This window comes from Aeromonas sp. s9 (genome assembly GCF_040907765.1).
Taxonomy (GTDB): Bacteria; Pseudomonadota; Gammaproteobacteria; order Enterobacterales; family Aeromonadaceae; genus Aeromonas; species Aeromonas caviae.
Genome location: NZ_JBFOCK010000068.1, coordinates 18034 through 43032, shown reverse-complemented (window position 1 = coordinate 43032; position 24999 = coordinate 18034). Strand labels below are relative to the sequence as shown.

Sequence of the window (24999 nt, the reverse complement as noted above, 5' to 3'; positions counted from 1 at the left end):
CCCTTATGAGTAAAGGATTGACGTTGCTGGCGAGTCGGCTGGAGGAGGCCGAACAGCAGGCCGCCATGGCGCTGGCCAAGGCCCAGCAGGATCTCAAGCTGTTCATGGATCAGCAGAACGCCCTCAACCAGTACCGCCAGATCTACCACCAGCAGTGGACGGAGCGCGGTCTGCAGGGGATCAGCCCCCAGCAGAACAGCCAGTATCACGCCTTCATCAACAAGCTCGAAAACGCGGCGACCCAGCAGTACCAAGGGGTGTTGCAAGTGCGCGAGGCGCTGGCCGAGTGCCGCACCCAGTGGCTCGAAGCCCAGCAGCGGCGCAAGGCGGTCGAGCTGCTGCTGGAGAAGAAGGCGGACAAGGTGCGCCAGAAGGCCCAGCGCCAGGAGCAGAAGATGCTGGATGACTACGCCATCCTGCGTCGTTATCACCAATCTGGCCTGTAATTTGCTTTCTTCCAGTCATGCGAGGCCGATGGGCCAAGCCATGACCGCACGTGCGGCCGTCACCGAATCGTCGTCAGGGATCCCAGCATGATACAGACCCCCTTGATTAGCACTCTCCCCCAGGCGCCTTCTGCCGATGGCAGCGCCACCCTGCTGGCTCCCACCGTCGGGGGCGAAGGGGGCGTGCAGCCGTCAGGCGAGGGCAAGGCCGCCTTCTCGCAAGCCATGGCCATGGCCCAGCTGATGGGCAAGGCGCCAGCCAGCCAGGGAAATCCAGCGCTCCAGGGGCCCGCCGAGGGCGCCCGGGAGGGGCTTGCCCCGGCTGCCAAATCTTTGGCGTCTGACGAGCCCGCCACCGAGTCCGTGTCTTCCTCGAAGGGGGCGGACGACGAGGGCGAGCTGCCTCCCGACGACTTCCTGCAACAGTTGCAAGCCTCCCTGCGCCAGGATGTGAGCCTGGTGGTGCCCCCTACATCGCCCGCCATGGCCGGTGAGGCAGCGGCGCCTGTGGACGGCAACCCCTTGCCGCCTGGCGCCGCTGCGCCTGGGATGGCAGAGGGGGTGGGAATGGCAGAGGACGTGGGGTTGGCAGAGGGCGTGGAGGCGGCAGAGGGGAGCGCCTCCCTGCCGCAGATGACGCCAGAGCGTCAGCATGAAGGGAACAAAACGAAAGCCATCCCCGGTGCGGCCCAAGGCGCCAGCGCCGTGCCAAGCGGTCAGGGGGCTCTGCCGCTGGGGGCCGAAGATCCCCCCTTGGCCGATGACACTGCCGTGGCCAACCAGGGCGAAGCGACCCGCCAGCCCATGGCAGGCAAGGGAGCGGAGCCGGATGCCAAGGGGGGGGAGCCCCCTCTCTCGGGTCAGGAGCATGCCGCCCTGCTCGCCAAAGTGGTGGCTGGAGAAAACGCCCAGGCTCCCACTGTCACCCGGGCTGACTCATCGCAAGAGGCACGGGTGACCAATCCCCTGGCGTCGGCCGGACAGGGGGCAACCGCTTCCCGTGCCACCAGCGCCTATGGCGATGGCGTGATCCGGACGGTGGCGCAGGGGCCGGCCCCTGCAGCCACACCGGAGTCCGCTCCGCCCGCGACGGCGGCAGGGGCAGAGAAGGAGGCCCCTGTCGCCGGTGAGGCCAGACAGGCTGAGGCCGCGAGCGGGCAGGGAGCCCGTGCAGGGGCCGAGCCTGCGGTGAATGCAGGGAGCAGCCAGCCCGTGACGACGGAGGACCCGGCCCCCGTGCAGGTGGCGCCGCAGATCCTGGCTCGTCATGAATCCCAGGGGGCACAGGCCCCCCTGACGGCCCTCTCGGCGGGCCTGGACCAGATGGAGAGCGTCCCCGTGGTGGCCGCCGGCGCTGCCGTGTCGGTGAAGCCCGCCGTGGACAAGTCCCGGCTCGATGAGCTGGGCAAACAGTCGGGGATGGAGGTCAAGGGCAGTGAACCCGCCGAGGGGAGCCAGCCTTTGCATCAGGCCCAGAGCCAGGTCGGCGAGAACAGACCGCTGGCCGAGGCGACCGTCAGACGAGAGCCCCAGAGTCTGCCCCACCTCAAGCTGGCGACCCCTGAGGCCCCCGAGCAGTTGCACCACAAGGTGAACCTGATGCTGGCGGACAAGCTGCAACAGGCGGAGATCCAGCTAGACCCCCTGGGGCTTGGCAAGATGAAGATCCAAATCCAGATGGATGCCTCCAGCCAGGCCAGCGTGCACTTCGTGGTGCAGCATGGCCAGACCCGTGAGATGCTGGAGCAGGCCATGCCGCGCCTGCGCGACATGCTGGCAGGGCAGGGGATCCAGCTCGGCCAGACCGTGGTGCAACAACAGGCGCAGCAGCAAGCCTTCCAGCAGCAAGGGCAGTCATCCTCCCAGGGTCAGTCCGGTTTCGGTGACCAGGGGCGACAGGGGGGAAATGGTGGCGGCAGCGATGGCAGAGAGGCCGAGGGGAGCGCTCGCAACCTCACGCTGCTGGTGGAATCGGCAAACGATGCCGGAATCGATTTCTATGCTTGATGCATTCTTAAGTAAGTTTATGATACCGAACAAGTTTGAGACTAGGGTGGACAAGGGATGGCAGACGATAACGAACTGACGCTGAAGGATCCGGCGGCAGGCAAGAAAAAGAAGCTGATCATGATAGTCGCCCTGGCCGTCGTGCTCCTTGGCGGGGGCGGCGCCGGCGCCTGGTTCATGCTCGCCGGTGGGGATGAGCCCGCTGCCGAAAAGAGCGAGGCCAAGCCGGAGGCGAACACGCCCCAGCCCTCGCTCTATGTGGGCATGCCCCGTCCCTTCGTGTTCAACGTGGCGGGAGGCCAGCGGGATCGGCTGGTGCAGATCAAGATCCAGCTGATGGTGCGCGGCACCGCCGACGAAACCCTGGCCAAACAGAACATTCCCCTGATCGAAGGCACCTTGCTGCGGGTCTTCAGCTCGGCGACCGCCGAACAGCTGATGACCTTCGAGGGCAAGGAGAAGCTGCGTCAGGATTCGCTGGAAGAGTGCCGCCGGGTGCTGAACGACCTGGTCTCTTCTCCCGTAATCGAACAAGTGCTGTTTACCGGCTTTGTCATGCAATGAAAGGTGAAGCGTGAGCGATCTGTTAAGTCAGGACGAGATTGATGCCCTGCTGCACGGCGTCGACGATGTCGAGGAGGAGGAGCTGGGAGCTGCCGGGGATCCCGGTATCGCCCAGTTCGACTTCTCCTCCCAGGACCGCATCGTCCGCGGCCGCATGCCGACCCTGGAGCTGGTGAACGAACGGTTTGCTCGCCACATGCGCATCAGCCTGTTCAACATGATGCGGCGCACTGCCGAGGTCTCCATCAACGGCGTGCAGATGCTCAAGTTCGGCGAATATGTCCACACCCTGTTCGTGCCCACCAGCCTGAACATGGTGCGTTTCCGCCCTCTCAAGGGGACGGCGCTCATCACCATGGAGGCGCGGCTCGTCTTCATCCTGGTGGAGAACTTCTTTGGCGGTGATGGCCGCTACCACGCCAAGATCGAGGGGCGGGAATTCACCCCCACCGAGCGGCGCATCATCCAGATGCTGCTCAAGCTGGTGTTCGAGGACTACAAGGATGCCTGGGCGCCGGTGATGGACGTGGGCTTTGAATACCTCGACTCCGAAGTGAACCCGGCCATGGCGAACATCGTCAGCCCCACCGAGGTGATCGTGGTGAGCTCCTTCCACATCGAGCTGGACGGCGGCGGCGGTGACTTCCATGTGGCCATGCCCTACTCCATGCTGGAACCTATCCGCGAACTGCTGGATGCGGGGGTGCAGAGCGACAAAGGGGATACCGACGTGCGCTGGAGCAAGGCCCTGCGCGACGAGATCATGGACGTCAAGGTGGAGCTCAAGGCCAAGCTGCTGGAGACCGAGCTCTCCTTGCGTGAGCTGATGGAGCTCAGACCCGGGGACATCATCCCGGTGGAGATGCCGGAGAACCTGCTGGTGTTCGTGGAGGACTTGCCCACTTTCCACGCCAAGATGGGGCGCACCAAGGAGAACGTGGCGCTCAAGATCACCGACAAAATCAAGCGCCCTGACGGGGTCAAGACAGAGATGCATCTGGTGACCCGCGGGGGCGTGCGCATTGATGGCGAAGCCGAGCTGGAAGAGCTCGAGCGAAGCATCTCTGACAAACACCCTGATTGATCCTCCCCCAGGGGAGGTGTTGCAACACTGAGGAATTGAAGATGAGCGGAACCGATGACGAGCAGGATTTGATGGCTGACGCCTGGGCGGCCGCACTGGAGGAGCAGGTCACGGCCGAAGCCAAGCCTGCCCCCCTTGAGGAGTTGAAGGACGAAGCCCCCATCAGCGCCGAAGAGCGGCGCAAGCTGGACACCATTCTGGACATCCCGGTGACCATCGCCATGGAAGTGGGCCGCAGCCAGATCAGCATTCGCAACCTGCTGCAACTGAACCAGGGCTCGGTGGTGGAGCTGGATCGGGTGGCGGGTGAGCCCCTGGACGTGCTGGTCAACGGCACCCTGATCGCCCACGGCGAGGTGGTAGTGGTGAACGACAAGTTCGGTATCCGCCTTACCGACGTCATCAGCCAGATTGAAAGGATCAAGAAGCTCAAATGATCCGTGTGCTTCCGTTGTGGCTGTTTTCCCTGCCCGCCCTGGCCAACCCGGGGGTAGGGGCGAATCCCCCCAGCCTCACCTCCTGGCTGCTCTCCAGCCTGATGGTGATCGGCCTCATCCTGGTGCTCGGCTTCCTGCTCAAGAAGAGCAAGCTTTCCCTGGTGATGGGAGGGGGCCAGATGAAGGTCATCGCCACCCTGCCCCTTGGCTACAAGGAGAAGCTGATGGTGGTCAAGGTGGGCGGCCAGCAGCTGCTGGTCGGGGTGACGCCGCAGCAGGTCAACTTCCTCTATCGCCTGGAGGAGCCGCTGGACGAGAGCCAGCCTCAGGCGTTCTCCGAGCAACTGGGCAAACTGATGGGCAAGCATGAAAAACGTTAACTGGATCGGGTGGCTGGCACTGCTCTCTCTGGTGCTCTCGCCCCTGGCGATGGCCCAGGACGGCATGTCGGCACTCACCGTCAAGACCATGGCGGATGGCAGTCAGGAGTACAGCCTGACCCTGCAGGTGCTGGCGCTGATGACCGCGCTCTCCTTCCTGCCGGCCATGGTGATCATGATGACCTCCTTCACCCGGATCATCGTGGTGCTCGGCATCCTGCGCCAGGCCATCGGTCTGCAGCAGAGCCCCTCCAACCAGGTGCTGATCGGCATCGCCCTCTTCATGTCGTTTTTCATCATGTCGCCGGTGCTGGATCGCATCAACAACGAGGCGTTGCAGCCCTATCTGGCCGAGACCATCGGGGCCAAGGAGGCCCTGGAGAAGGCGGAGCTGCCCATTCACCAGTTCATGCTGGCCCAGACCCGGGTCAAGGATCTCAATACTTTCATGGAGATAGCGAACGTGCAGGTGGCAGAGCCTGCGGACGTGCCGCTACGGGTGCTGATCCCGGCCTTTGTCACCAGCGAGCTCAAGACCGCCTTCCAGATAGGCTTCATGCTGTTTCTGCCCTTCCTGGTCATCGATCTGGTGGTCGCCAGTATCCTGATGGCCATGGGGATGATGATGCTCTCTCCCATGCTGGTCTCCCTGCCGTTCAAGCTGATGCTGTTCGTCATGGTGGATGGCTGGAACCTCATTCTGGGCTCCCTGGCCACCAGCTTCGGGCTGGGCTCGGGTGGTTAGGGGAGGGCAGATCCTCCCCCCGGCTCTCCCCTTCACTCGGGGAGGGCGCGAGGCCTCTCTTTCTCTCGAAGGAGGAGGCCAGGAGGATGCGGCCCTGGGCAAACCCATCAAAAGGAGCGAGCAATGAGTCCTGAAACCTTCGTCGACGTCTTTCGCGAGGCGCTTTGGCTGGTGACCATCATGGTGTGCGCCGTGATCCTGCCGAGCCTGATGGTGGGGTTGGTGGTCGCCATCTTCCAGGCCGCCACCTCCATCAACGAACAGACCTTGAGCTTCCTGCCCCGTCTGGTGGTCACCCTGCTGGCCCTGGGAGCGGGTGCTCACTGGGGATTGCAGAGTCTGATGGACTTCTTCCAGCTGATGGTGAGCCAGATCCCCGAGGTGGTGGGCTGATGCCAGCCAAGGGCCACCCTTTCGCTCTGGCCGAGGCAGACCGGGGCCTGCGTCCTCCCGTTGGCTTGCCCCTGCCGGGAGTGCCGCTGTCATGACCTACACCACGGCGCTCATCATGGAGTGGCTCTCCTCCATCCTCTGGCCCCTGGCCCGGGTGAGCAGTCTCCTGATGGTGATGGCGGTCTTCGGCAGCCGGCTCGCCCCCGCCCATATCCGCATCGGCCTGGCGCTGGCGATCACCCTCATCATCGCCCCCCTGCTGCCCCCGATGCCGAAGATCGAGCTCTTCTCTCTCGGCAGCTTCCTGGTGCTGGGGCAGCAACTGCTCATCGGCATTGCGCTCGGCCTCATGACCCAGTTCCTGCTGGAGACCTTCGTGATGGCGGGTCAGGTCATCGCCATGCAGACCAGCCTGGGCTTTGCCACTCTGGTGGATCCCATGAACGGCCAGTCGGCTCCCGTGGTGGGTCAGTTCTACCTGATGCTGGCGACCCTGGTGTTTCTCGCGGTGGACGGCCACCTGCTGATGCTGCGCATGGTGGTGCTGAGTTTCGAAACCCTGCCGGTATCTGACAGCGGGCTCACCCTGCCTGCCATCCGCAGCCTGGTGAGCTTTCTCGGGGTCATGTATCAGGCTTCTCTGGTGATGGCGCTCTCGGCCATCATCGCCCTGCTGCTGATCAACTTCGCGTTCGGGGTGATGACCCGTGCGGCCCCCCAGCTCAACATCTTCAGCATCGGCTTTGCGGTGAGCATGATGTCGGGCCTGTTCATCCTCTGGCTCACCATCGGTGGCTTCATGGGGCACTTCGACGCGCTCTGGGAGCGGGTGCAGGAGACCAGCTGCGAGCTCATCAACGTCCAGTGCTTCGGGGGCCAGCATGACTGAGGCCCTCCCGGTTGCGGCCCTTTTGCTGCCACTCTGGCGGGCCGCCAGTAGGCTGATGCCGGCAGGAGGCCAGCATGGCTGATACCGATCAGGAACGCACAGAACAACCCACGGGCAAACGACTGCAACAAGCCCGGGAAAAAGGGCAGATTGCACGTTCCAAGGAGCTGGGTACCGCCAGCGTCCTGCTGGCGACCGTGTTCGGCCTCCTGATGATCAAGGAGAGTCTGGCAGGGGCCATGATCAAGGTGCTCACCATGGGCTTTACCCTGGACCGGGATCAGGCGTTCGACCCCAATGCCATGGGGGCCATGGTTCCCGCCCTGCTGGGGGAGCTGATCCAGCCTCTGGGGCTGCTGTTCATGCTGGTGATCATCGCCGCCTTCGTCGGCAACACCCTGCTCGGCGGGATGAACTTCTCCTCCGAGGCCATGCTGCCCAAGTGGAGCAAGTTGAGCCCCCTGAGCGGCATCAAAAGGATGTTCGGGGTGCAATCCCTGGTGGAACTTGTCAAATCCATCGCAAAAGTGGTGTTTATCAGTCTGTTCGCCTGGTGGATGCTATCTAGCCAGTTCAACCATCTGCTGAATCTCTCTCTCGAGGGCTTTCCCGGCGGCATCGTCGATGCCCTGGACCTGCTGCTCTGGATGCTGATCATCCTCTGCTGCGCCCTGATCCCCATTGTCGCCATCGACGTGCCGTTCCAGAGTTGGAACCACAATCGCCAACTCAAGATGACCAAGCAGGAGATCAAGGACGAGTTCAAGGACAGCGAAGGCAAGCCCGAGGTCAAGGGGCGGATACGCCAGTTGCAGATGCAGATGGCCATGCGCCGCATGATGGGGGATGTCCCCAAGGCCGATGTGATCATCACCAACCCGACCCACTACTCGGTGGCGCTCAAATACGATGCGGGCAAGCCGGGGGCGGCGCCCAAGGTACTGGCCAAGGGGGTCGACGAGGTGGCGATGAAGATCCGGGAGATCGGGCGCGAATACGACATCCCCGTCATGTCCTCCCCGCCGCTCACCCGGGCCCTCTACCACGCCACCGAGATTGGCCAGGAGATCCCGGAGGGGCTCTTTGCCGCCGTCGCCCAGGTGCTGGCCTATGTCTATCAGCTCAAGAAGTTTCGCCGTGGCCGCGGCCGGCGCCCGACCCCCATCGCCACGGATCTGCCCATTCCACCCGAGTTTCGCAAATAACGCAGTGGTGGCAGCCTGATCCCGTGTGCTCTCCCTTGTGCCCCCCGCGTTTCGCAAATAAAGCGGTGGGATGGCCCCACCATCCGATCTCTCCCTTGTGTCGCAAACAAGGCCGCATCTCCCTGTCGAGGCGCGTCGCCTCGCCCCATGGCCTTTGGCCGCTTGGTGAAGGCAGCTTCCCCCCTGTCACCATTCCCCGTGACGCCAACGACGGACTTCTGACAGCGTTAAAATAAAAACCATATAGATCAATGCATTGAATCCTTGGCTTGATATTTGCTTTAATCCGTTATTGGCAGTTTATCATTGAGAAGCACGATGGGATTCAAAGCGGGACTGGGCCGTTTCAAAGAGTACAAGTGGCTGCTCAGCAGAGGGGTAGGGACGCCGCTGCTGGTATTGGCCTCTCTGGGGATGGTGGTACTCCCCATTCCGCCCCTGATGCTGGATATCCTCTTCTCCTTCAACATTGCCCTCTCCATCGTGGTGCTGCTGGTGGCGGTCTATACCCGCCGCCCCCTGGAATTTGCCGCCTTTCCCACCGTCTTGCTGATTGCCACCCTGCTGCGGCTCGCCCTCAACGTTGCCTCCACCCGGGTGGTGTTGCTGGAAGGCCACAACGGCAGCGCGGCGGCAGGCCATGTGATCGAGGCGTTCGGCAACGTGGTGATCGGCGGCAACTATGCCGTGGGCATCATCGTCTTCATGATCCTGGTGATCATCAACTTCGTGGTGGTCACCAAGGGGGCGGGCCGGATCTCAGAGGTGAGCGCCCGCTTCACCCTTGACGCCATGCCCGGCAAGCAGATGGCCATCGATGCGGATCTGAACGCCGGTCTCATCAACCAGGAAGAGGCCAAGAAGCGCCGTCAGGACGTGACTCAGGAAGCGGACTTCTACGGCTCCATGGACGGTGCCTCCAAATTCGTGAAGGGGGATGCCATCGCGGGCATCATGATCCTCTTCATCAACATCATCGGCGGCTTCATCATCGGCATGATGCAGCACCAGCTCACCTTCGGCGAAGCGGCCCAGGTCTATACCCTGCTCGCCATCGGTGACGGTCTGGTCGCCCAGATCCCCTCGCTCCTGCTCTCCATTGCCGCGGCCATCATCGTCACCCGTCAGAATACCGACCAAGACATGGGAACAGCGGTACTCGGCCAACTGTTCGAAAATCCCAAGGCGCTGGTGATCTCCGCAGGCATCCTGCTGATGATGGGCAGCGTGCCCGGCATGCCGCACCTGGCTTTCCTGAGCCTGGGGGCGGTGGCGGCGGCGGGCGCCTGGTGGCTGCTGCGCCGCGAGAAGCAGAACAAGGCGAAGGCGGCGAGCGGCGAACTCATGCCGGCCCAGGGGGATGCCCCGGTGGAGCAGAAGGATCTCAGCTGGGACGACGTCATGCCGGTGGACATCATCGGCCTGGAGGTGGGTTATCAGCTGATCCCGCTGGTGGACAAGAATCAGGGGGGCGAGCTGCTCAACCGGATCAAGGGGGTGCGCAAGAAGCTCTCCCAGGAGCTGGGCTTTCTGGTGCCTGCCGTCCACATTCGCGACAACCTGGATCTTGCCCCCAACCAGTACCGCATCACCCTGATGGGCGTGAGTACGGGGGAAGCCACCGTCTATCACGACAAGGAGATGGCCATCAACCCGGGGCAGGTGTTCGGCCAGATCCACGGTATCGCCACCCAGGACCCGGCGTTCGGGCTGGAGGCGGTCTGGGTCGCCAAGGAGCAGGTCTCCCAGGCCCAGACCCTTGGCTACACCGTGGTCGATGCGGCCACCGTGGTGGCTACCCACCTGAGCCAGATCCTCTCCAACCATGCGGCGCTGCTGCTGGGTCATGACGAGGTGCAACAACTGCTCGACATGATAGGGAAGCATCAGAGCAAGCTGGTGGAAGGACTGGTTCCCGAGGTGATCAGCATGGGCAACCTGGTGAAGGTATTGCAGAATTTGCTCAATGAAGGCGTGCCAATTCGCGATATGCGCACTATCCTGCAGACCCTCGTGGAATATGCGCCCCGCAGCCCGGACCCGGAAGTGCTGACCGCAGCCTGCCGGATCGCCCTGCGTAGATTGATTGTGCAGGAGATTGCCGGCCCCGAGCCCGAGCTGCCGGTGATCACCTTGTCACCAGAACTGGAACGTATATTGCATCAATCCCTGCAAGCAGGTGGGGGAGATGGCGCCGGTATCGAACCGGGACTGGCGGAGCGGATGCAACGCTCCCTGGTGGAAGCCACTCAACGACAAGAACTGGAAGGCCAGCCGGCCGTGCTTCTGACATCGGGGATATTGCGCAATACCCTGGCGAAATTTGTCAAGAATGCCATTCCTGGATTACGCGTGCTGTCCTATCAGGAAGTGCCTGACGACAAGCAGATCCGCATCGTCAGTGCGGTGGGACAGGGCTAGTTAGCGGAGATGACGGGTGAAGATTAAGCGGTTTTTTGCCAAAGACATGCGCACGGCGCTGGCCGAGGTCAAGGAGACTCTCGGACCCGATGCCGTCATCATGTCCAACAAAAAGGTCACCGGTGGGGTGGAGATAGTCGCGGCCGTCGATTATCAATCCCAGGTACCGGGGCCCAAAGACGCGCCGGTTCGCCGTCAGTTGAATGAAGAGAGCGTCAATATCTCGTCTGCGGGCAAGCAGATGACGAGGTCGGCGCCACCCAAGGAACAGAACGAATACTACGCCGATACCCTGGCGGCCCTGCTGGCACGCCAGCAGAAGCTCAATCCGGCCAACCCGGCGGGTGGCAATGCCGCACCGGGATCATGGTCTGGCAACGGAGGCAACGGTCAGCCGGCCTCGGCCTCCTGGCCCGCCAATGGCGCTGCCGGCACCCAGTCCGCCGGACTGGCGGGCGCGGCCAGTGCTCCCAGAACCCTGGCCGAACAGGGCCAGTGGGGCGCCGCTCCCGAGCCCGCCAAGCCCAAGGCCCGTCCTGCCGCCGCCCCGCGCCAGGCCCAGTCCGCCCAGCGAGATCAGGAGATGGAGGGGATGCGCAAGGAGATGGCCAGCATCCGCAAGCTGCTGGAGCACCAGATCTCCGGCCTGATGTGGCAGGAGGTGGAACGCCGCGAACCCATGCGCGCCCTGCTCATCAAGGAGCTCAAGAAGATGGGGTTTGACGACGCCTTCGCCGATCAGCTGGCGGGCCTCATCCCCGAAGACATGCCGATCCATCAGGCCATGGCCCAGCTGGCCGAGGTGCTGACGGCCCAGCTCAAGATCAGCGAGGACGAGATCCTGCGTCAGGGAGGGGCGGTGGCCCTGCTCGGACCGACCGGGGTGGGCAAGACCACCACCATCGCCAAGCTGGCGGCCCGCTTTGCCATGAAGTATGGCGCCGAGCAGGTGGCGCTCATTACCACGGACAACTACCGGATCGGGGCCCACGAACAGCTGCAGACCTATGGTCGCATCATGGGTTGCCCGGTGCGTCAGGTGCGGGACGCCGAAGAGCTGGCCAGTGCCCTCTATCAGTTCCGCCATCGCCGGCTGGTGCTCATCGACACCGCCGGGGTGGGTCAGCGGGATATCCGCCTGACCGAACAGCTCGACACCCTGGTGAAGAATGCCAAGGTGCGTATACGCAGTTATCTGGTCATGTCGGCCACCTCCCAGCGACGGGTGATGCAGGAGGCGGTGGATCACTTCCGGCGCATTCCGCTCTCCGGCTGCATTCTGACCAAGCTAGACGAGAGCCTGAATCTGGGTGAAGTGATCAACGTGTGCATTCAAAACGCCCTGCCCATCAGTTACATCACCGACGGGCAACGGGTGCCGGAAGATATTCAAGTTGCCAACGCGGCGCTGCTGGTCGGTGCCGCCATGGGGTCGCTGGAACGGGAAGCAGAAGATCCCTATTTCTGGGGATCGGGTTTTGGCGAATCCGAAGATTCGGAGTTTTATGAGTAACATGTATATGGATCAGGCGAGTGGTCTGCGCAAAATGCGTCAAAACAATCGAGTGAAAGTGATCGCCGTGTCCGGAGGCAAGGGGGGCGTCGGCAAGACCAACGTGACCCTGAACGTGGCGGGAGCCATGGCCGCCCAGGGCAAGCGGGTGTTGGTGCTGGACGCCGACCTTGGCCTGGCCAACGTCGACGTCATGCTGGGGCTGAGGGTGCATCGCAACCTCTCCCATGTGCTGGCGGGGGAATGCACCCTGGATGACATCATCGTCGAGGGGCCCTACGGCATGATGATAGTGCCAGCCACCTCGGGTACCCAGTCCATGGTCGAGCTCTCCCCGGTACAACATGCCGAGCTCATCCGCGCCTTCAGCGAGATGAAGACCCAGGTGGACGTGTTGCTGGTGGACACGGCGGCGGGGATTTCCGACATGGTGCTGAGCTTCACCCGCGCCGCCCAGGACATCATGGTGGTGGTGTGCGATGAACCCACCTCCATCACGGATGCCTACGCGCTCATCAAGATCCTCTCCAAGGATCACGGTGTGTTCCGCTTCAAGGTGGTGGCCAACATGGTCCGCTCCCTGCGCGAGGGGCAGGAGCTGTTCGCCAAGCTGACCCGGGTCACCGACCGCTTCCTGGATACCTCCCTGGAACTGGTGGCCTGCGTGCCTTACGACACCAACCTGCGGGCCGCGGTGCGCAAGCAGAAACTGATAGTTGAAGCGTTTCCAAAATCCCCTGCCGCCCTGGCATTTCGTGCCCTGGCGAACAAGGCGGCGAGCTGGCCCATCCCGAATCAGCCGGGCGGCCACCTCGAATTTTTCCTAGAAAACTTGTTGCAAAAGCCGGTCATAACACAGGAAGACTCCCGTGAATAAAGCCCAAGCATACTTGCGTCATCAGGATTCCTACGTGCTGGTTGAGCGACACGCTCCGCTGGTCAAGCGGATTGCCCAGCATTTATTGGCTCGCCTGCCAAGCAGTGTCTTGCTGGATGACCTGATCCAGGCAGGTATGATTGGGCTGCTCGAAGCTTCCCGCAACTTTGACGGCAGCAAGGGCGCCAGCTTTGAAACCTATGCCGGCATCCGCATCCGTGGTGCCATGCTCGACGAGATCCGCCGTGGGGACTGGGTGCCCCGTTCGGTGCACCGCAACAGCCGTGCCATCGCAGAAGCGATCGAGAACGTGGAGCAGGCCCATGGCCGGGATGCCAGAGACACCGAGGTGGCTGCCAATATGGGGGTGTCCCTCGGGGAGTTCCATGCCATGCTGCAGGATGTTTCCTGCGGCAAGATCATCGGCATCGAGGATCTGGGCGTCAGCGAAGATGTCATCGGTCATCCCGATGACGGCAACGGTCAGGGAGGATTCGACGATCTGGCGGCCGAGCGCTTCCAGGGGGCCCTGGCGGAGCACATCGCCCGCCTGCCGGAGCGGGAGGCGCTGGTGCTCTCCCTTTATTACGATGAAGAGCTGAATCTGCGCGAGATCGGTGAAGTATTGAGTGTAAGTGAGTCTCGGGTGAGCCAGATTCATAGTCAGGCCATGCACAGGCTGCGCGCCCGTTTGCGAGATTGGAATTTATAAGTGGTTGTACTGGCTACACTGGAGCACAACTCTAAGGCATAATCCGCACCATAAAACCTGCGATCTGCATCATGTAAGTGAGCCGTCTTGGCGGCTATTTAGGAGGAACTTTGGACAAGAACATGAAAATCCTCATCGTCGATGACTTTTCAACGATGCGCCGGATTATCAAGAACTTGCTGCGTGACCTGGGATACAACAATACCCATGAAGCAGACGATGGCAACACGGCGTTGCCGATGCTGAAAAATGGCGACTTCCAGTTCGTGGTCACCGACTGGAACATGCCCGGCATGCAGGGCATCGACCTGCTCAAGGCGATTCGCCTCGACGACAAGCTCAAGCACCTGCCGGTTCTGATGGTGACTGCCGAAGCCAAACGCGAGCAGATCATCGAAGCCGCCCAGGCCGGGGTCAATGGCTATATCGTCAAGCCGTTCACCGCTGCCACCCTCAAAGAGAAGCTCGACAAAATCTTTGAACGTATCGGCTAAGGAGCGGCAGGGATGAAGGCCAAAACGAGTGCCATGATCTCGCTTGACCAGGCAAGGATGCTGGTTGCCCACCTGGAGCGGGAAGAGTTTGAACAGGCCGATACCATCCTCGCCGATGTGTGCGCCCCCAATGCGGCGGCCCTGTTTGACAAGGTGGGGCAGCTGACCCGCCAATTGCACAACTCATTGCAGGATTTTCGCCTGGATCCCAGGATCCCCGACCTGGCCACCCATGAGATCCCGGATGCCCGGGAGCGTCTGAGCTATGTCATCGACATGACGGACAAGGCGGCCAATCGCACCATGGATGCGGTCGAGGCAAGCCTTCCCATCGCCGATCGACTCAACGACAACATTCAGCTGGTCATGCCCAACTGGAATGCCCTGATGAGCCGGGATCTCGAGCTGGGTCAATTCAAGGCGCTGTGCCATCAACTGAATGATTTTATTAAGGCTTCTGAGACGGATGCCGATAAGTTACGACAACTGCTGACGGAAATTCTGATGGCTCAGGATTTCCAGGACCTGACCGGTCAGATGATCCGCAAGGTGATCAAGCTGGTGCAGGAAGTTGAAACGAAGTTGATAGAGATGCTGACCATGTTCGGTGAGGGCGTTAGCGACAATTCGGCACGTAGCCTGCCTGTGAGCGGCATCGAGGCGGAAGGCCCCATCATGAACCCGCAGACCCGCTCAGATGTGGTCAATGGTCAAGATGATGTGGACGATCTGCTGTCTAGCCTGGGATTCTAATGGAGTGACGCATGGCCTTCGAAGTTGATGAAGACATACTGCAAGACTTTTTGGTCGAAGCATCAGAAATATTGGAACAGTTGTCTGAACAACTGGTCGACTTGGAAAAGCGGCCCGATGACAAGAACCTGTTGAACGCCATCTTCCGCGGCTTCCACACCGTCAAGGGGGGAGCGGGCTTCCTCTCCCTCACCGAACTGGTGGATGTCTGTCACGGTGCCGAGAACCTGTTCGACATGCTGCGCAACGGCAAGCGGACCCTCAGTGCCGAGCTGATGGATGTCATCTTGCAGGCGCTGGATGCCATCAACGTCATGTTTGCCCAGGTCCAGAACCGCGAAGAGATAAGCCCCGCTTCTCCCGATCTGCTGCACGATCTGCACGAGCTGTGCAAGCCGGAAGGGCAGGAGCAGCTGCGTACCGCCAGCGTGGCGGCCCAGCCAGCACCCGAGCCTGAGCCCGAACCCGCACCAGAACCCGAGGTCATCGCCGAGGTGGCGCCTGTCGCCGTCAATGGCGGTGGCTCCATCGACGAGATCTCCGCCGACGAATTTGAACGTCTACTCGATGAGCTGCACGGTGTCGGCAAAGCGCCAACGGTCTCTGCCGCCCCCGTGCTGAACGGTTCAGGTGACATCACAGACGACGAATTCGAAGCCCTGCTCGACCAGCTCCATGGTCAGGGCCAGCACGGTGGTGCCCCCGATCTGGCGCCTTTGCAGTCGGTCCAGAAAGAGGTGGACGAGCTCATCGACGACGATGAGTTCGAGCGCCTGCTGGATGAACTGCATGGCCGTGGGCAGGGGCCCCAGCACAGTCTGGCACCTGCTCCTGCGCCCGCTCCCGAACCCAAGGCCCCGGCACCCGCTGCCCCCGCAGCCCCGGTGACGCCGCCCAAGGCGCCAGTGGCCGCCAAACCCGCGCCGGCAGAGCCCCCAGCGCCAGCCAAGGCCGCCCCTGCCAAGCAGGCCGCTCCCGCCGAGAGCAGCGCGGTACAGAGCGATACCACGGTGCGGGTGGATACCAAGACCCTGGACGTCATCATGAACATGGTGGGCGAACTGGTGCTGGTGAGAAACCGCCTGGTGAGCCTCGGCATCGCCAGCAATGACGAAGAGATGTCCAAGGCTGTCGCGAACCTCGACGTCGTGACCGCCGATCTGCAGGGCGCGGTCATGAAGACCCGCATGCAGCCTATCAAGAAAGTATTCGGCCGCTTCCCGCGCGTGGTGCGCGATCTGGCTCGTACCCTCAAGAAGGAGATCGAGCTGGTGATGGTGGGTGAGGACACGGATCTGGACAAGAACCTGGTGGAGGCCCTGGCCGACCCCCTGGTTCACCTGGTGCGCAACTCCTGCGACCATGGCGTCGAGATGCCGGACGTGCGCGAGAAGGCGGGCAAGCCCCGTCAGGGCACCATCACCCTGAGCGCCTCCCAGCAAGGGGATCACATTCTGCTCTGCATCGAGGATGACGGCGCAGGGATGGACCCGGAGAAGCTCAAGTCCATCGCCATCAGCCGTGGCGTGCTCGATGCTGACAGCGCGGCGCGCATGAGCGACAACGATGCCTACAACCTGATCTTCGCCCCCGGCTTCTCCACCAAGTCGGAGATCTCCGACATCTCCGGCCGTGGAGTGGGCATGGACGTGGTGAAGACCAGCATCGTCAGCCTCAATGGCTCGGTGCACATCGATTCCACCTGGGGCAAGGGCACCCGTCTCGAGATCAAGGTTCCCCTGACCCTGGCCATTCTGCCGACCCTGATGGTGGAGGTGGGTCAACAGACCTTCGCCCTGCCCCTCGGTTGCGTGAATGAAATTTTCCACCTGGATCTGAAAAAGGCCAACGTGGTGGATGGCCAGCTCACCATCATCGTCCGTGACAAGGCGATTCCGCTGTTCTACCTGCACAAGTGGCTGGTACGCGGTGCCGGCAAGACAGCCCGCCAGGACCAGGGCCACGTGGTCATCGTCCAGATCGGCACCCAGCAGGTTGGCTTCGTGGTAGACAACCTCATCGGTCAGGAAGAGGTGGTGATAAAGCCCCTGGACAACCTGCTGCAAGGTACCCCCGGCATGGCCGGCGCCACCATTACCAGCGACGGCGGCATCGCCCTCATTCTGGATGTGCCCAGCCTGCTCAAGGCCTATGCCCGTCGCCACTGAGCGCCAGGCTCAAGGAGTTAAAAGAATAACAATGGCAGTCAAGGTATTAGTGGTCGACGATTCGAGTTTCTTCCGCCGTCGGGTCAGCGAAATCATCAATCAGGATCCCCTGATGACGGTGATCGACACGGCCCAGAACGGGCGGGAGGCGGTAGACAAGGCGCAGCAGTTGCGGCCCGACGTCATTACCATGGACATTGAAATGCCGGTGCTCGACGGCATCAGCGCCGTGCGCGAGATCATGGCCAAGTGTCCGACCCCCATCCTGATGTTCTCCTCCCTGACCCACGAGGGAGCCAAGGCAACCCTGGATGCGCTGGATGCGGGCGCCCTCGATTTTCTGCCCAAGAAGTTTGAAGACATCGCCCGGGACAAGGACGAAGCCGTCAACCTGCTGCAGCAGCGGGTCAAGGAGATCGCCCGCAAACGCTTCCTGATGGCCACCCGGCCCCGAGCCCCCGAGCCTGCCGTCCGGCCCGCCGTCACGGGGACCCTGAATCGTCCCTTGGCCGAACGCCAGCCCGAGCCTGCGCGGGCAGCGGCGGCTCCCGCCGCGTTCAAGCGCAGTGGCAAGAGTTACCAGCTGGTTGCCATCGGTACCTCCACCGGCGGGCCGGTGGCACTGCAGAACGTGCTGACCAAGCTGCCGGGGGATTTCCCTCATCCCATCCTGCTGATCCAGCACATGCCGGCCACCTTCACCGCTGCCTTTGCCGCCCGCCTCAACGGGCTGTGCCAGATAGGGGTCAAGGAGGCGCAGGATGGCGACGTGCTCAAGCCGGGTCAGGCCTATCTTGCCCCGGGTGGCAAGCAGATGTTGCTGGAAGGGCGCGGGCCCGGTGCCCGTCTTCGCATCATCGATGGCAATGACAAGGTCAACTACAAACCCTGCGTGGACATCACCTTCGCCTCCGCCGCCAAGACCTATGGCGACAAGGTGCTGGCCATCGTACTGACCGGCATGGGTGCGGATGGCCGCGACGGTGCCCGTCTGCTCAAGGAGCAGGGGGCGACCATCTGGGCGCAGGATGAAGCCTCCTGCGTGGTCTATGGCATGCCCCAGGCCGTTGCCAAGGCGGGCATAGCAAGCGAATCCCTGCCGCTGGATCGGGTGGCCCAGCGCATTCTGGTCGAGTTGGGTCGCTGACCATGGGCATGCTCGGCCTGGTGCTGGCGCTGGGGGCCGTCGCCATCGCCCAGTGGTGGCATGGCGGGAGCCTGCTGACCCTGCTGGATGGCCCGGCCTTTGTCATCGTCGTCGGGGGAACCTGGGGGGCGGTGATCTTGCAGACTCCCCGCAGGTACCTGCTCAGTGCCCTGAGGCAGGCAACCTGGATGCTGTTTCCGCCGCAGCTGGATCTTGCGGAGCAGGCCGAGCGCCTGAAGGCGTGGGCCCAGTTCGCCCGCCAGCAAGGCTTGCTGGCGCTGGAAAACCAGGCCGAGGCCGAGCCCGATCCCTTCACCCGCCAGGGGCTTTCCATGATTGTGGATGGCGTCTCCATCGAGGATATCCGCAGCTTGCTGGAGGCGGACATCGACATCGAGCAGGAGCGCAACGAGCACTCGGCCAGGGTGTTCGAGTCCATGGGGGGGTACAGTCCCACCATCGGCATCATCGGGGCCGTGATTGGCCTCATCCAGGCCATGTTTCATCTGGAGGAGCCAGGCACCCTGGGGGCGGGCATTGCCGTGGCCTTCGTCGCCACCATCTACGGGGTGGGCTTTGCCAACTTGCTCTATCTGCCGATTGCGAATCGGTTGCGCGCCTTCCACTACCATTACGGCCTCTATCAGGAGATGACCCTGGAGGGGCTTCTGGCCATCGCCCACGGGGAGAACGGCCCGCAGGTTGAAAGGCGGTTACGGGCTTATCTGAAAGGGGAGTAGCCATGCGCAAGCGCTATCGTTTGCACCTGCAAGGGCGAGAGCATCTCGATCGCTGGCTGGTCTCCTATGCCGATTACATGACGCTCATCTTCGCCCTTTTCGTGGTGCTCTACTCCGTTGCCATCGTCAACAAGGAGGAGTACCGCGCCGTCATCGAGGGCATGACCCAGGCCTTCAACCAGGCGCCGCGCAGCGATGGCCTGCTGGAAGGACGGGGCAATTCCTTGCTGGACAACCCGGTGTCGGCCGCCCCCAGCCTGCTGGAGAGCCAGGCCTCTGCGTCCCCTTCGCGGGCCCCCATCACGGGTACGCCCGTCTCGCAAGATGGCACGGCTCTTGCGCAGATCGACATGCAGATCCAGGAGTCCATGGGCGCCCTGGTCGATGCGGGGGTGGTGAAGCTTGCGCAGGATGACAACTGGCTGACGGTGGAGTTGAGTTCAGGTCTCCTGTTCAACAGTGGCAGCGCTTTTCTGGGTAACAATGCCGCCCCTGTGCTCGATACGCTTTCAGGTATTCTCAAACCGGTCGATAACTATGTCAGGGTGCGGGGCTACACGGATAACCAACCGATAAACAACGAAATTTTCCGCTCCAACTGGACATTGTCAGCGGCCCGCGCCGAGGCAGTGCTCAATGCCCTGGTGGGCAAAGGGGTGGCTCCCGGTCGGCTAGCCTACGAGGCGTACGGAGAGTTTTCCCCCTTCGTCGACAATAGCACCGAGCAGGGACGATTACAGAATCGCAAGGTGGTGGTCGCCATATCCAGGTTCGCCTGGGTGCCGCCAGCCCCCGTCAAACCGCTGACGGGGGCACCGGTGCAGGACGCACCGCAGAGTGTCGACAGTGAAAAGATCAGGGTGATCGCGCTGCCCGGTGGGGGCATACGCATAACAACAAGGCAGGATTGATACAGTGATTGTTTGGACGGTTGCCAATCAGAAAGGTGGAGTCGGTAAAACCACCACGGTCGTCTCCCTGGCGGGCATTCTGGCCCAGCGTGGCCAGCGGGTACTGCTGATCGACACCGACCCCCACGCCTCCCTGACCTCCTATCTCGATTTCGACTCGGACAGGCTGGAAGGCACCCTGTACGAGTTGTTCCAGGCGGCCAAACCCAGCGCCGAGCTGGTCAACCGGATGACCCTCAAGACCCGATTCGAGAACATCAGCCTGCTGCCCGCCTCGATTACCCTGGCCACGCTGGATCGGGTGATGGGCAACCGGGAAGGAATGGGGCTGGTGCTCAAGCGCGCTCTGCTGCGGGTGCAGGATCAGTTCGACTACGTGCTCATCGACTGCCCGCCGGTGCTGGGGGTCATGATGGTGAACGCGCTGGCGGCCTGCGATCGCATCCTGGTGCCGGTACAGACCGAATTCCTGGCCCTCAAGGGGCTGGAGCGGATGATGAAGACCTTCGAGATCATGCAGCGCTCCAAGCGGGAGAAGTTCCGCTACACCATCATTCCGACCATGTTTGACAAGCGTACCCGCGCCTCCCTGATGACATTGCAGTCCATCAAGGAGCAGTATGGGGAGGCGGTGTGGAATGCGGTCATTCCCATCGACACCAAATTCAGGGATGCCAGTCTGGTGCACATTCCTCCCTCCATCTATGCACCGGGCAGCCGGGGCACCTATGCCTATGAGACCCTGCTCAACCATCTCGACGCGCTGGAGCGTCAACGGACCCAGGAGGTGATGCCGTGAGAGAGACCACCCAGGTTCGGGCCATGGACGACTATTTCCACTCCCTGCTGCTGGACGATGCCCTGCTGCGGGAAGATCCCGAAGACGAAGCACCGACCCCTGCGTTGCAACGTCAGACCGTCGCCGTGCCGGAGGTGGCTGGCACCCCCTATCTTGAAGCCGATACCCGACTGGCCCAGCTGAGCGAGCTGCTTGCCCAGGTGGGACAGGTCCAGTTCGAGATGGATGCCCTGAGCCACGAAGAGGTGCATGTCGAGCCATTCCAGCTCGAGGCGGAGGTGGTTGACAGTGAGCCTCTGGTCGCTCTGGCAGAGCCGGTGGTGGAAGCCGTGGTGGAGGAGGTCGAGCCCGTCGCCCTCGTGGTGGCAGAACCCGCGCCCGTCCTCGAGGCGGCGCCCGCACCGTCGACCTGGGAGAACCTGGATACCGGCAACGAGTTTCAGGCGCTCTTCTTCGACGTGGCCGGGGTGACGTTTGCGGTGCCTCTGACCGAGTTGGGGGGCATCCATCAACTGGGGGAGGTGACCTCTCTCTTCGGCCAGCCGGGCTGGTACAAGGGGATCATGACCTCCCGCGAGCAGAAGATGAACGTGGTGGACACGGCCCAGTGGGTCATGCCGGGCCAGCATCTGGAGATGGACGATTACAAATATCTGATTATGCTGGGAGAATCACCCTGGGGATTGGCCTGTCACCAGTTGAAGGGCACAGAACTGCTGCACCGGGACCAGGTGAAGTGGCGCCATCAGGAGGGCAAGCGCCCCTGGTTGGCCGGCATGGTCAAGGAGAAGATGTGTGCCCTGCTGCACGTCAGGGAGCTCTTGCTGCTGCTTGGCCGGGGCGTGAACATCGAAGGCCGCTGACAACATCGGCATCGCCATGGTTTTATTGCTAATTTTACCCGTTGACGGGTTCATACAAGGATCAAGAAGATGACAGAGAAGCGCAATATTGCACAGAATCTGGCCGAAGACGAAGTGCTGCAGTGGGTGACCTTCCAGTTGGAAAACGAGACCTATGGCATCAACGTGATGCAGGTTCAGGAAGTGTTGCGCTACACCGAGATCGCTCCGGTCCCGGGTGCACCTGACTACGTGCTGGGTATCATCAACCTGCGTGGCAACGTGGTGACCGTCATCGATACCCGCTCCCGTTTCGGCCTGCCGGCCGGGGACGTGAGCGAGAACTCCCGCATCGTCATCATCGAGGCGGAGAAGCAGGTGATCGGCATCATGGTGGACAGCGTGGCCGAGGTGGTCTATCTGCGCTCCTCCGAGATCGATGCCGCCCCGGCGGTGGGCACCGAGGAGAGCGCCAAGTTCATCCAGGGCGTCAGCAACCGTGACGGCCAACTGCTGATCCTGGTGGATCTCAACAAGCTGCTCTCCGACGAAGAGTGGGAAGACATTGGTTCCCTGTAACAGGGACGGGAACGTGCGGACGGGGGCGATGGCACCTGTCCGCCTCCCTGTGACGGTAAGGTGATGGTTTGATGATTGAATTTGCAGCCTTGGGGTTGTCCTTGCTCGCACTGGTGCTGGCCCTTTACGGGATCCTGGGGCACCGTCGTCGCCAGCGAGAGTCCGAGGCCAGGGTGGAAGCGCTGCAGGGGCAGCTCGAGAGTCTGCGCAAGCAGATGATGGAGCTGCACACGGGCGCCATCGGCATGGGTCAGCGTCTGCAAGCCGCAGAAGGGGCCATGCAGAAGATCCACGACAGCCAGCAGGAGCTGACGTTGCAGGATCCGGAGCGCCGCCTCTACAGCCGCGCCGCCAAGATGGTGGAGCTTGGTGCCGATCTGGACGAGGTGATGAGCGAGTGCGAGTTGCCCCAGGCGGAAGCGGAGCTGCTTATTTCCTTGCGAAAGGGACGCAGCTGACGGATGTGTCGCGGGGAGGCCGGTGCCTCCCCGCTTTCTGTTCGACCCGTGGCCACCTCTTTCTCGATGCCGGGACAGTGGATAATCCTTTGGCATCAATCTCTTTGGTGGGGGCGCGATCTTCCCCACAAATCCTGTTGATTATTGGCATCTTTGAAAAGACGCCTCCGGATCCTGTGTTAAGATGCAGGCCGCCTCATTTTCAACGATTACATCCCCATGCTGCTTCAAGCGAACAATCTGAGCTGCGTGCGTGAAGATCGCACCCTGTTTGAACATCTCTCCTTCGCGGTGCGTGCCGGGGATTTGATGCAGATTGAGGGTCCCAACGGGGTGGGCAAGACCAGCCTGTTGCGCCTGCTCACCGGCCTCTCCCAGCCCTTTGCTGGCGAGGTGTGCTGGAATGGGGAGAATATCCGCCATTGCCGGGATGAATACCACGCCAGCCTGCTTTACCTGGGCCATCAGCCCGGCGTCAAGGCGACCCTGACCCCCCTTGAGAATCTCTCCTTCTACCAGAAGCTTCATGGCCCTGCCGGGGACGGCGTGGATCTCTGGCGGGTGCTGGCCCAGGTCGGCCTCGCCGGTTTCGAAGACTATCCCGCGGGACAGCTCTCCGCCGGGCAGCAGCGACGGGTGGCGTTGGCCAGGCTGTGGCTGAGCGAGCGACCGGCGCTCTGGATCCTGGACGAGCCCTTCACCGCCATCGACAAGCAGGGGGTCAGGGTGCTGGAGCAGTTGTTCCTCGCCCACGCGGACAGGGGGGGCATGGTGGTCCTTACGACCCACCAGGATCTGACCCTGATGCAGGGGCGGCTCAAGACCCTCTCCCTGACCTCGCTGTTGCAGGAGTAGCCCATGCTGCACGCCGTCATACACCTTATTCACCGCGAGTTGCTGATGGCCCTGCGCCAGCGCGCCGACATCTTCAACCCGCTCTGGTTCTTCCTCATCGTCATCACCCTGTTTCCATTGGGGATCGGGCCCGAGCCCCAGTTGCTGGCCCGCATCGCTCCCGGCATCATCTGGGTGGCGGCCCTGCTGGCGGCCATGCTCTCCCTGGAGCGGCTGTTTCGTGACGACTTCAGTGACGGCGCCCTGGAGCAGATGATGCTGATGCCCCATCCCCTGGGGTTGCTGGCCCTGGCCAAAGTGATCGCTCACTGGTTGCTGACCGGTCTGCCGCTGTTGCTGGTCTCCCCCTTGCTCGCCATCCTGCTCTCCCTGGAGCTGAAGACCTATCTGGCCGTGGTGGCCACCCTGGCGCTCGGTACGCCGGTGCTGAGCCTGCTCGGGGCGGTCGGAGTAGCGCTGACCGCAGGGCTGCGCAAGGGGGGCGTGCTGCTCAGCCTGTTGCTGCTGCCGCTCTATATTCCGGTGCTTATCTTCGCCACGTCCGCCATCGACGCGGCGAGCATGGGACTGCCCTATGCCGGCCAGCTCGCCATCCTGGGGGCCATGCTGGTGGGGGCATTGACCCTGACGCCCCTGGCTATCTCGGCGGCGCTGCGGGTGAGTGTCAACTGATTGATTCGGTGAAAAGATTTTCGTTTGAAGCCTTGTTAGGGGCGAGATAGTTGAGATAGATCAAGGGGATGGCTGCTTATTGCTTTCGGGGGATATGATGTTTTTCCCCCATGGGTATGGTAGCCCTCGCCACTTAAAAATTAATAACTGAAAGGTTTCGTGAGCTATGTGGAAATGGTTGCACCCTTATGCCAAACCCGAGCGCGCCTATGGGCTGGCCGGCACCCTGCTGCCCTGGTTTGCCGTGACAAGCCTGCTTGCCTTCATCATCGGCACCGTCTGGGGGCTGGCTTTTGCACCCGCCGATTACCAGCAGGGCGACTCTTTCAGGATCATCTATATCCATGTGCCTTCCGCCATCCTCTCCATGGGCGCCTACTCCACCATGGCGGTGGCCGCCTTCATTGGCCTGGTGTGGCAACTGCGCATGGCAGACATGACGGTGGCGGCCATCGCCCCGGTGGGGGCCGTCTTCACCTTCATTGCCCTCTTTACCGGCGCCGCCTGGGGCAAACCCATGTGGGGCACCTGGTGGGTGTGGGATGCCCGGCTCACCTCCGAGCTCATCCTGCTGTTCCTCTATCTGGGTGTCATCGCCCTCTACAACGCCTTCAGCGACAAGGTGGTGGCGGGCCGCGCCGCCGGCATCCTGGCGCTGGTCGGGGTGATCAACCTGCCCATCATCCACTACTCGGTGGAGTGGTGGAACACCCTGCACCAGGGGGCCACCATCACCAAGTTTGACAAACCCTCCATCTCCCCCGAGATGCTGTGGCCGCTGCTCATCATGATCCTGGCGTTCGCCGCGTTTCTCGGTGCCCTGACCCTGATGCGTTTTCGCAATGAGCTGCTGATGCGGGAGTGGCACCGCCCCTGGGTCGCCGACATCGCCAGGCAGGAGAAGTAAG

The 24999-nt window shown here is 62.3% G+C and carries 27 protein-coding genes; all 27 read left to right on the top strand.

The annotated features are described in order from the left end of the window. Positions 1-5: 5 nt before the first annotated feature. Positions 6-446 (top strand): flagellar export protein FliJ, encoded by a 441-nt coding sequence (gene fliJ, locus AB5Y54_RS13605; RefSeq protein WP_039039911.1) that lies wholly within the window; start codon positions 6-8, stop codon positions 444-446. Positions 447-533: 87 nt separating this feature from the next. Further along, complete coding sequence (locus tag AB5Y54_RS13600; RefSeq protein WP_368153909.1) at positions 534-2453, top strand: flagellar hook-length control protein FliK; 1920 nt, start codon at positions 534-536, stop codon at positions 2451-2453. Positions 2454-2510: 57 nt separating this feature from the next. Continuing rightward, positions 2511-3017: a flagellar basal body-associated protein FliL gene (fliL, locus tag AB5Y54_RS13595; RefSeq protein WP_010673922.1), complete on the top strand. Its 507-nt coding sequence runs from the start codon at positions 2511-2513 to the stop codon at positions 3015-3017. 10 nt (positions 3018-3027) lie between these two features. Continuing rightward, positions 3028-4101: a flagellar motor switch protein FliM gene (gene fliM / locus AB5Y54_RS13590; protein ID WP_010673923.1), complete on the top strand. Its 1074-nt coding sequence runs from the start codon at positions 3028-3030 to the stop codon at positions 4099-4101. A gap of 41 nt (positions 4102-4142) precedes the next feature. Then, positions 4143-4538, top strand: a complete 396-nt coding sequence (fliN, locus tag AB5Y54_RS13585) for a flagellar motor switch protein FliN (protein WP_010673924.1) — start codon at positions 4143-4145, stop codon at positions 4536-4538. Further along, positions 4535-4918, top strand: coding sequence for a flagellar biosynthetic protein FliO (gene fliO, locus AB5Y54_RS13580; RefSeq protein ID WP_368153908.1), 384 nt, complete (start codon positions 4535-4537; stop codon positions 4916-4918). Before fliN ends, fliO begins: the two co-directional genes overlap by 4 nt. Beyond that, positions 4905-5663 (top strand): flagellar type III secretion system pore protein FliP, encoded by a 759-nt coding sequence (gene fliP, locus AB5Y54_RS13575; protein WP_041212628.1) that lies wholly within the window; start codon positions 4905-4907, stop codon positions 5661-5663. The genes fliO and fliP overlap by 14 nt, the downstream gene beginning before the upstream one ends. Positions 5664-5786: 123 nt before the next feature. Beyond that, entirely contained in the window at positions 5787-6056 is a 270-nt protein-coding gene (gene fliQ / locus AB5Y54_RS13570; protein WP_010673927.1) for a flagellar biosynthesis protein FliQ, read from the top strand. A gap of 91 nt (positions 6057-6147) precedes the next feature. After that, on the top strand, positions 6148-6945 hold the full coding sequence (fliR, locus tag AB5Y54_RS13565) for a flagellar biosynthetic protein FliR (protein ID WP_010673928.1): 798 nt from the start codon (positions 6148-6150) through the stop codon (positions 6943-6945). Between the two features lie 74 nt (positions 6946-7019). Further along, entirely contained in the window at positions 7020-8150 is a 1131-nt protein-coding gene (gene flhB, locus AB5Y54_RS13560; protein WP_010673929.1) for a flagellar biosynthesis protein FlhB, read from the top strand. Positions 8151-8468: 318 nt separating this feature from the next. After that, the gene (gene flhA, locus AB5Y54_RS13555; protein WP_010673930.1) at positions 8469-10571 is read left to right on the top strand and encodes a flagellar biosynthesis protein FlhA; all 2103 of its coding nucleotides are present in this window, start codon (positions 8469-8471) and stop codon (positions 10569-10571) included. 16 nt (positions 10572-10587) lie between these two features. Next, a complete protein-coding gene (flhF, locus tag AB5Y54_RS13550) occupies positions 10588-12084 on the top strand; it encodes a flagellar biosynthesis protein FlhF (RefSeq protein WP_041212630.1) in 1497 nt (498 codons plus the stop codon). A 1-nt stretch (position 12085) separates the two neighbouring features. After that, positions 12086-12961 carry a MinD/ParA family protein gene (locus AB5Y54_RS13545; protein ID WP_010673932.1) on the top strand — a complete coding sequence of 292 codons (876 nt, stop codon included), beginning with the start codon at positions 12086-12088 and terminating at the stop codon, positions 12959-12961. Then, positions 12954-13673 carry an RNA polymerase sigma factor FliA gene (locus AB5Y54_RS13540; RefSeq protein ID WP_275874574.1) on the top strand — a complete coding sequence of 240 codons (720 nt, stop codon included), beginning with the start codon at positions 12954-12956 and terminating at the stop codon, positions 13671-13673. The genes AB5Y54_RS13545 and AB5Y54_RS13540 overlap by 8 nt, the downstream gene beginning before the upstream one ends. A gap of 110 nt (positions 13674-13783) precedes the next feature. Further along, positions 13784-14167, top strand: coding sequence for a chemotaxis response regulator CheY (gene cheY / locus AB5Y54_RS13535; protein ID WP_010673934.1), 384 nt, complete (start codon positions 13784-13786; stop codon positions 14165-14167). 12 nt (positions 14168-14179) lie between these two features. After that, positions 14180-14920, top strand: coding sequence for a protein phosphatase CheZ (locus AB5Y54_RS13530; protein ID WP_041212633.1), 741 nt, complete (start codon positions 14180-14182; stop codon positions 14918-14920). Positions 14921-14931: 11 nt separating this feature from the next. Next, positions 14932-17088 (top strand): chemotaxis protein CheA, encoded by a 2157-nt coding sequence (locus tag AB5Y54_RS13525; RefSeq protein ID WP_104455535.1) that lies wholly within the window; start codon positions 14932-14934, stop codon positions 17086-17088. A gap of 31 nt (positions 17089-17119) precedes the next feature. Then, positions 17120-18235: a chemotaxis response regulator protein-glutamate methylesterase gene (locus AB5Y54_RS13520; protein WP_041215583.1), complete on the top strand. Its 1116-nt coding sequence runs from the start codon at positions 17120-17122 to the stop codon at positions 18233-18235. A gap of 2 nt (positions 18236-18237) precedes the next feature. Continuing rightward, positions 18238-18975, top strand: a complete 738-nt coding sequence (locus AB5Y54_RS13515; RefSeq protein ID WP_042016381.1) for a flagellar motor protein — start codon at positions 18238-18240, stop codon at positions 18973-18975. 2 nt (positions 18976-18977) lie between these two features. Continuing rightward, on the top strand, positions 18978-19886 hold the full coding sequence (locus tag AB5Y54_RS13510; RefSeq protein WP_128313482.1) for an OmpA family protein: 909 nt from the start codon (positions 18978-18980) through the stop codon (positions 19884-19886). Positions 19887-19890: 4 nt separating this feature from the next. Next, complete coding sequence (locus AB5Y54_RS13505) at positions 19891-20685, top strand: ParA family protein (protein WP_010673940.1); 795 nt, start codon at positions 19891-19893, stop codon at positions 20683-20685. Further along, on the top strand, positions 20682-21548 hold the full coding sequence (locus tag AB5Y54_RS13500; RefSeq protein ID WP_113979056.1) for a chemotaxis protein CheW: 867 nt from the start codon (positions 20682-20684) through the stop codon (positions 21546-21548). Before AB5Y54_RS13505 ends, AB5Y54_RS13500 begins: the two co-directional genes overlap by 4 nt. A 69-nt stretch (positions 21549-21617) precedes the next feature. Continuing rightward, positions 21618-22106, top strand: coding sequence for a chemotaxis protein CheW (locus AB5Y54_RS13495; RefSeq protein ID WP_010673942.1), 489 nt, complete (start codon positions 21618-21620; stop codon positions 22104-22106). A gap of 71 nt (positions 22107-22177) precedes the next feature. Then, positions 22178-22564: a DUF2802 domain-containing protein gene (locus AB5Y54_RS13490; RefSeq protein WP_010673943.1), complete on the top strand. Its 387-nt coding sequence runs from the start codon at positions 22178-22180 to the stop codon at positions 22562-22564. Positions 22565-22783: 219 nt separating this feature from the next. Further along, entirely contained in the window at positions 22784-23419 is a 636-nt protein-coding gene (gene ccmA, locus AB5Y54_RS13485; RefSeq protein WP_039039903.1) for a cytochrome c biogenesis heme-transporting ATPase CcmA, read from the top strand. A 3-nt stretch (positions 23420-23422) separates the two neighbouring features. Beyond that, positions 23423-24091 carry a heme exporter protein CcmB gene (gene ccmB / locus AB5Y54_RS13480; RefSeq protein WP_203762686.1) on the top strand — a complete coding sequence of 223 codons (669 nt, stop codon included), beginning with the start codon at positions 23423-23425 and terminating at the stop codon, positions 24089-24091. 166 nt (positions 24092-24257) lie between these two features. After that, positions 24258-24998, top strand: a complete 741-nt coding sequence (locus AB5Y54_RS13475; RefSeq protein ID WP_010673946.1) for a heme ABC transporter permease — start codon at positions 24258-24260, stop codon at positions 24996-24998. Position 24999 lies beyond the last annotated feature (1 nt).

Coding starts and splice junctions, on each gene's coding strand:
- AB5Y54_RS13495 (WP_010673942.1), top strand. CDS start 21,618: ATGACAGAGAAGCGCAATATTGCACAGAATCTGGCCGAAGACGAAGTG.
- fliJ (WP_039039911.1), top strand. CDS start 6: ATGAGTAAAGGATTGACGTTGCTGGCGAGTCGGCTGGAGGAGGCCGAA.
- AB5Y54_RS13520 (WP_041215583.1), top strand. CDS start 17,120: ATGGCAGTCAAGGTATTAGTGGTCGACGATTCGAGTTTCTTCCGCCGT.
- AB5Y54_RS13510 (WP_128313482.1), top strand. CDS start 18,978: ATGCGCAAGCGCTATCGTTTGCACCTGCAAGGGCGAGAGCATCTCGAT.
- fliR (WP_010673928.1), top strand. CDS start 6,148: ATGACCTACACCACGGCGCTCATCATGGAGTGGCTCTCCTCCATCCTC.
- fliQ (WP_010673927.1), top strand. CDS start 5,787: ATGAGTCCTGAAACCTTCGTCGACGTCTTTCGCGAGGCGCTTTGGCTG.
- flhB (WP_010673929.1), top strand. CDS start 7,020: ATGGCTGATACCGATCAGGAACGCACAGAACAACCCACGGGCAAACGA.
- fliL (WP_010673922.1), top strand. CDS start 2,511: ATGGCAGACGATAACGAACTGACGCTGAAGGATCCGGCGGCAGGCAAG.
- AB5Y54_RS13515 (WP_042016381.1), top strand. CDS start 18,238: ATGGGCATGCTCGGCCTGGTGCTGGCGCTGGGGGCCGTCGCCATCGCC.
- fliN (WP_010673924.1), top strand. CDS start 4,143: ATGAGCGGAACCGATGACGAGCAGGATTTGATGGCTGACGCCTGGGCG.
- AB5Y54_RS13530 (WP_041212633.1), top strand. CDS start 14,180: ATGAAGGCCAAAACGAGTGCCATGATCTCGCTTGACCAGGCAAGGATG.
- AB5Y54_RS13600 (WP_368153909.1), top strand. CDS start 534: ATGATACAGACCCCCTTGATTAGCACTCTCCCCCAGGCGCCTTCTGCC.
- flhA (WP_010673930.1), top strand. CDS start 8,469: ATGGGATTCAAAGCGGGACTGGGCCGTTTCAAAGAGTACAAGTGGCTG.
- ccmB (WP_203762686.1), top strand. CDS start 23,423: ATGCTGCACGCCGTCATACACCTTATTCACCGCGAGTTGCTGATGGCC.
- AB5Y54_RS13545 (WP_010673932.1), top strand. CDS start 12,086: ATGTATATGGATCAGGCGAGTGGTCTGCGCAAAATGCGTCAAAACAAT.
- AB5Y54_RS13525 (WP_104455535.1), top strand. CDS start 14,932: ATGGCCTTCGAAGTTGATGAAGACATACTGCAAGACTTTTTGGTCGAA.
- AB5Y54_RS13490 (WP_010673943.1), top strand. CDS start 22,178: ATGATTGAATTTGCAGCCTTGGGGTTGTCCTTGCTCGCACTGGTGCTG.
- fliO (WP_368153908.1), top strand. CDS start 4,535: ATGATCCGTGTGCTTCCGTTGTGGCTGTTTTCCCTGCCCGCCCTGGCC.
- ccmA (WP_039039903.1), top strand. CDS start 22,784: ATGCTGCTTCAAGCGAACAATCTGAGCTGCGTGCGTGAAGATCGCACC.
- fliP (WP_041212628.1), top strand. CDS start 4,905: ATGAAAAACGTTAACTGGATCGGGTGGCTGGCACTGCTCTCTCTGGTG.
- AB5Y54_RS13475 (WP_010673946.1), top strand. CDS start 24,258: ATGTGGAAATGGTTGCACCCTTATGCCAAACCCGAGCGCGCCTATGGG.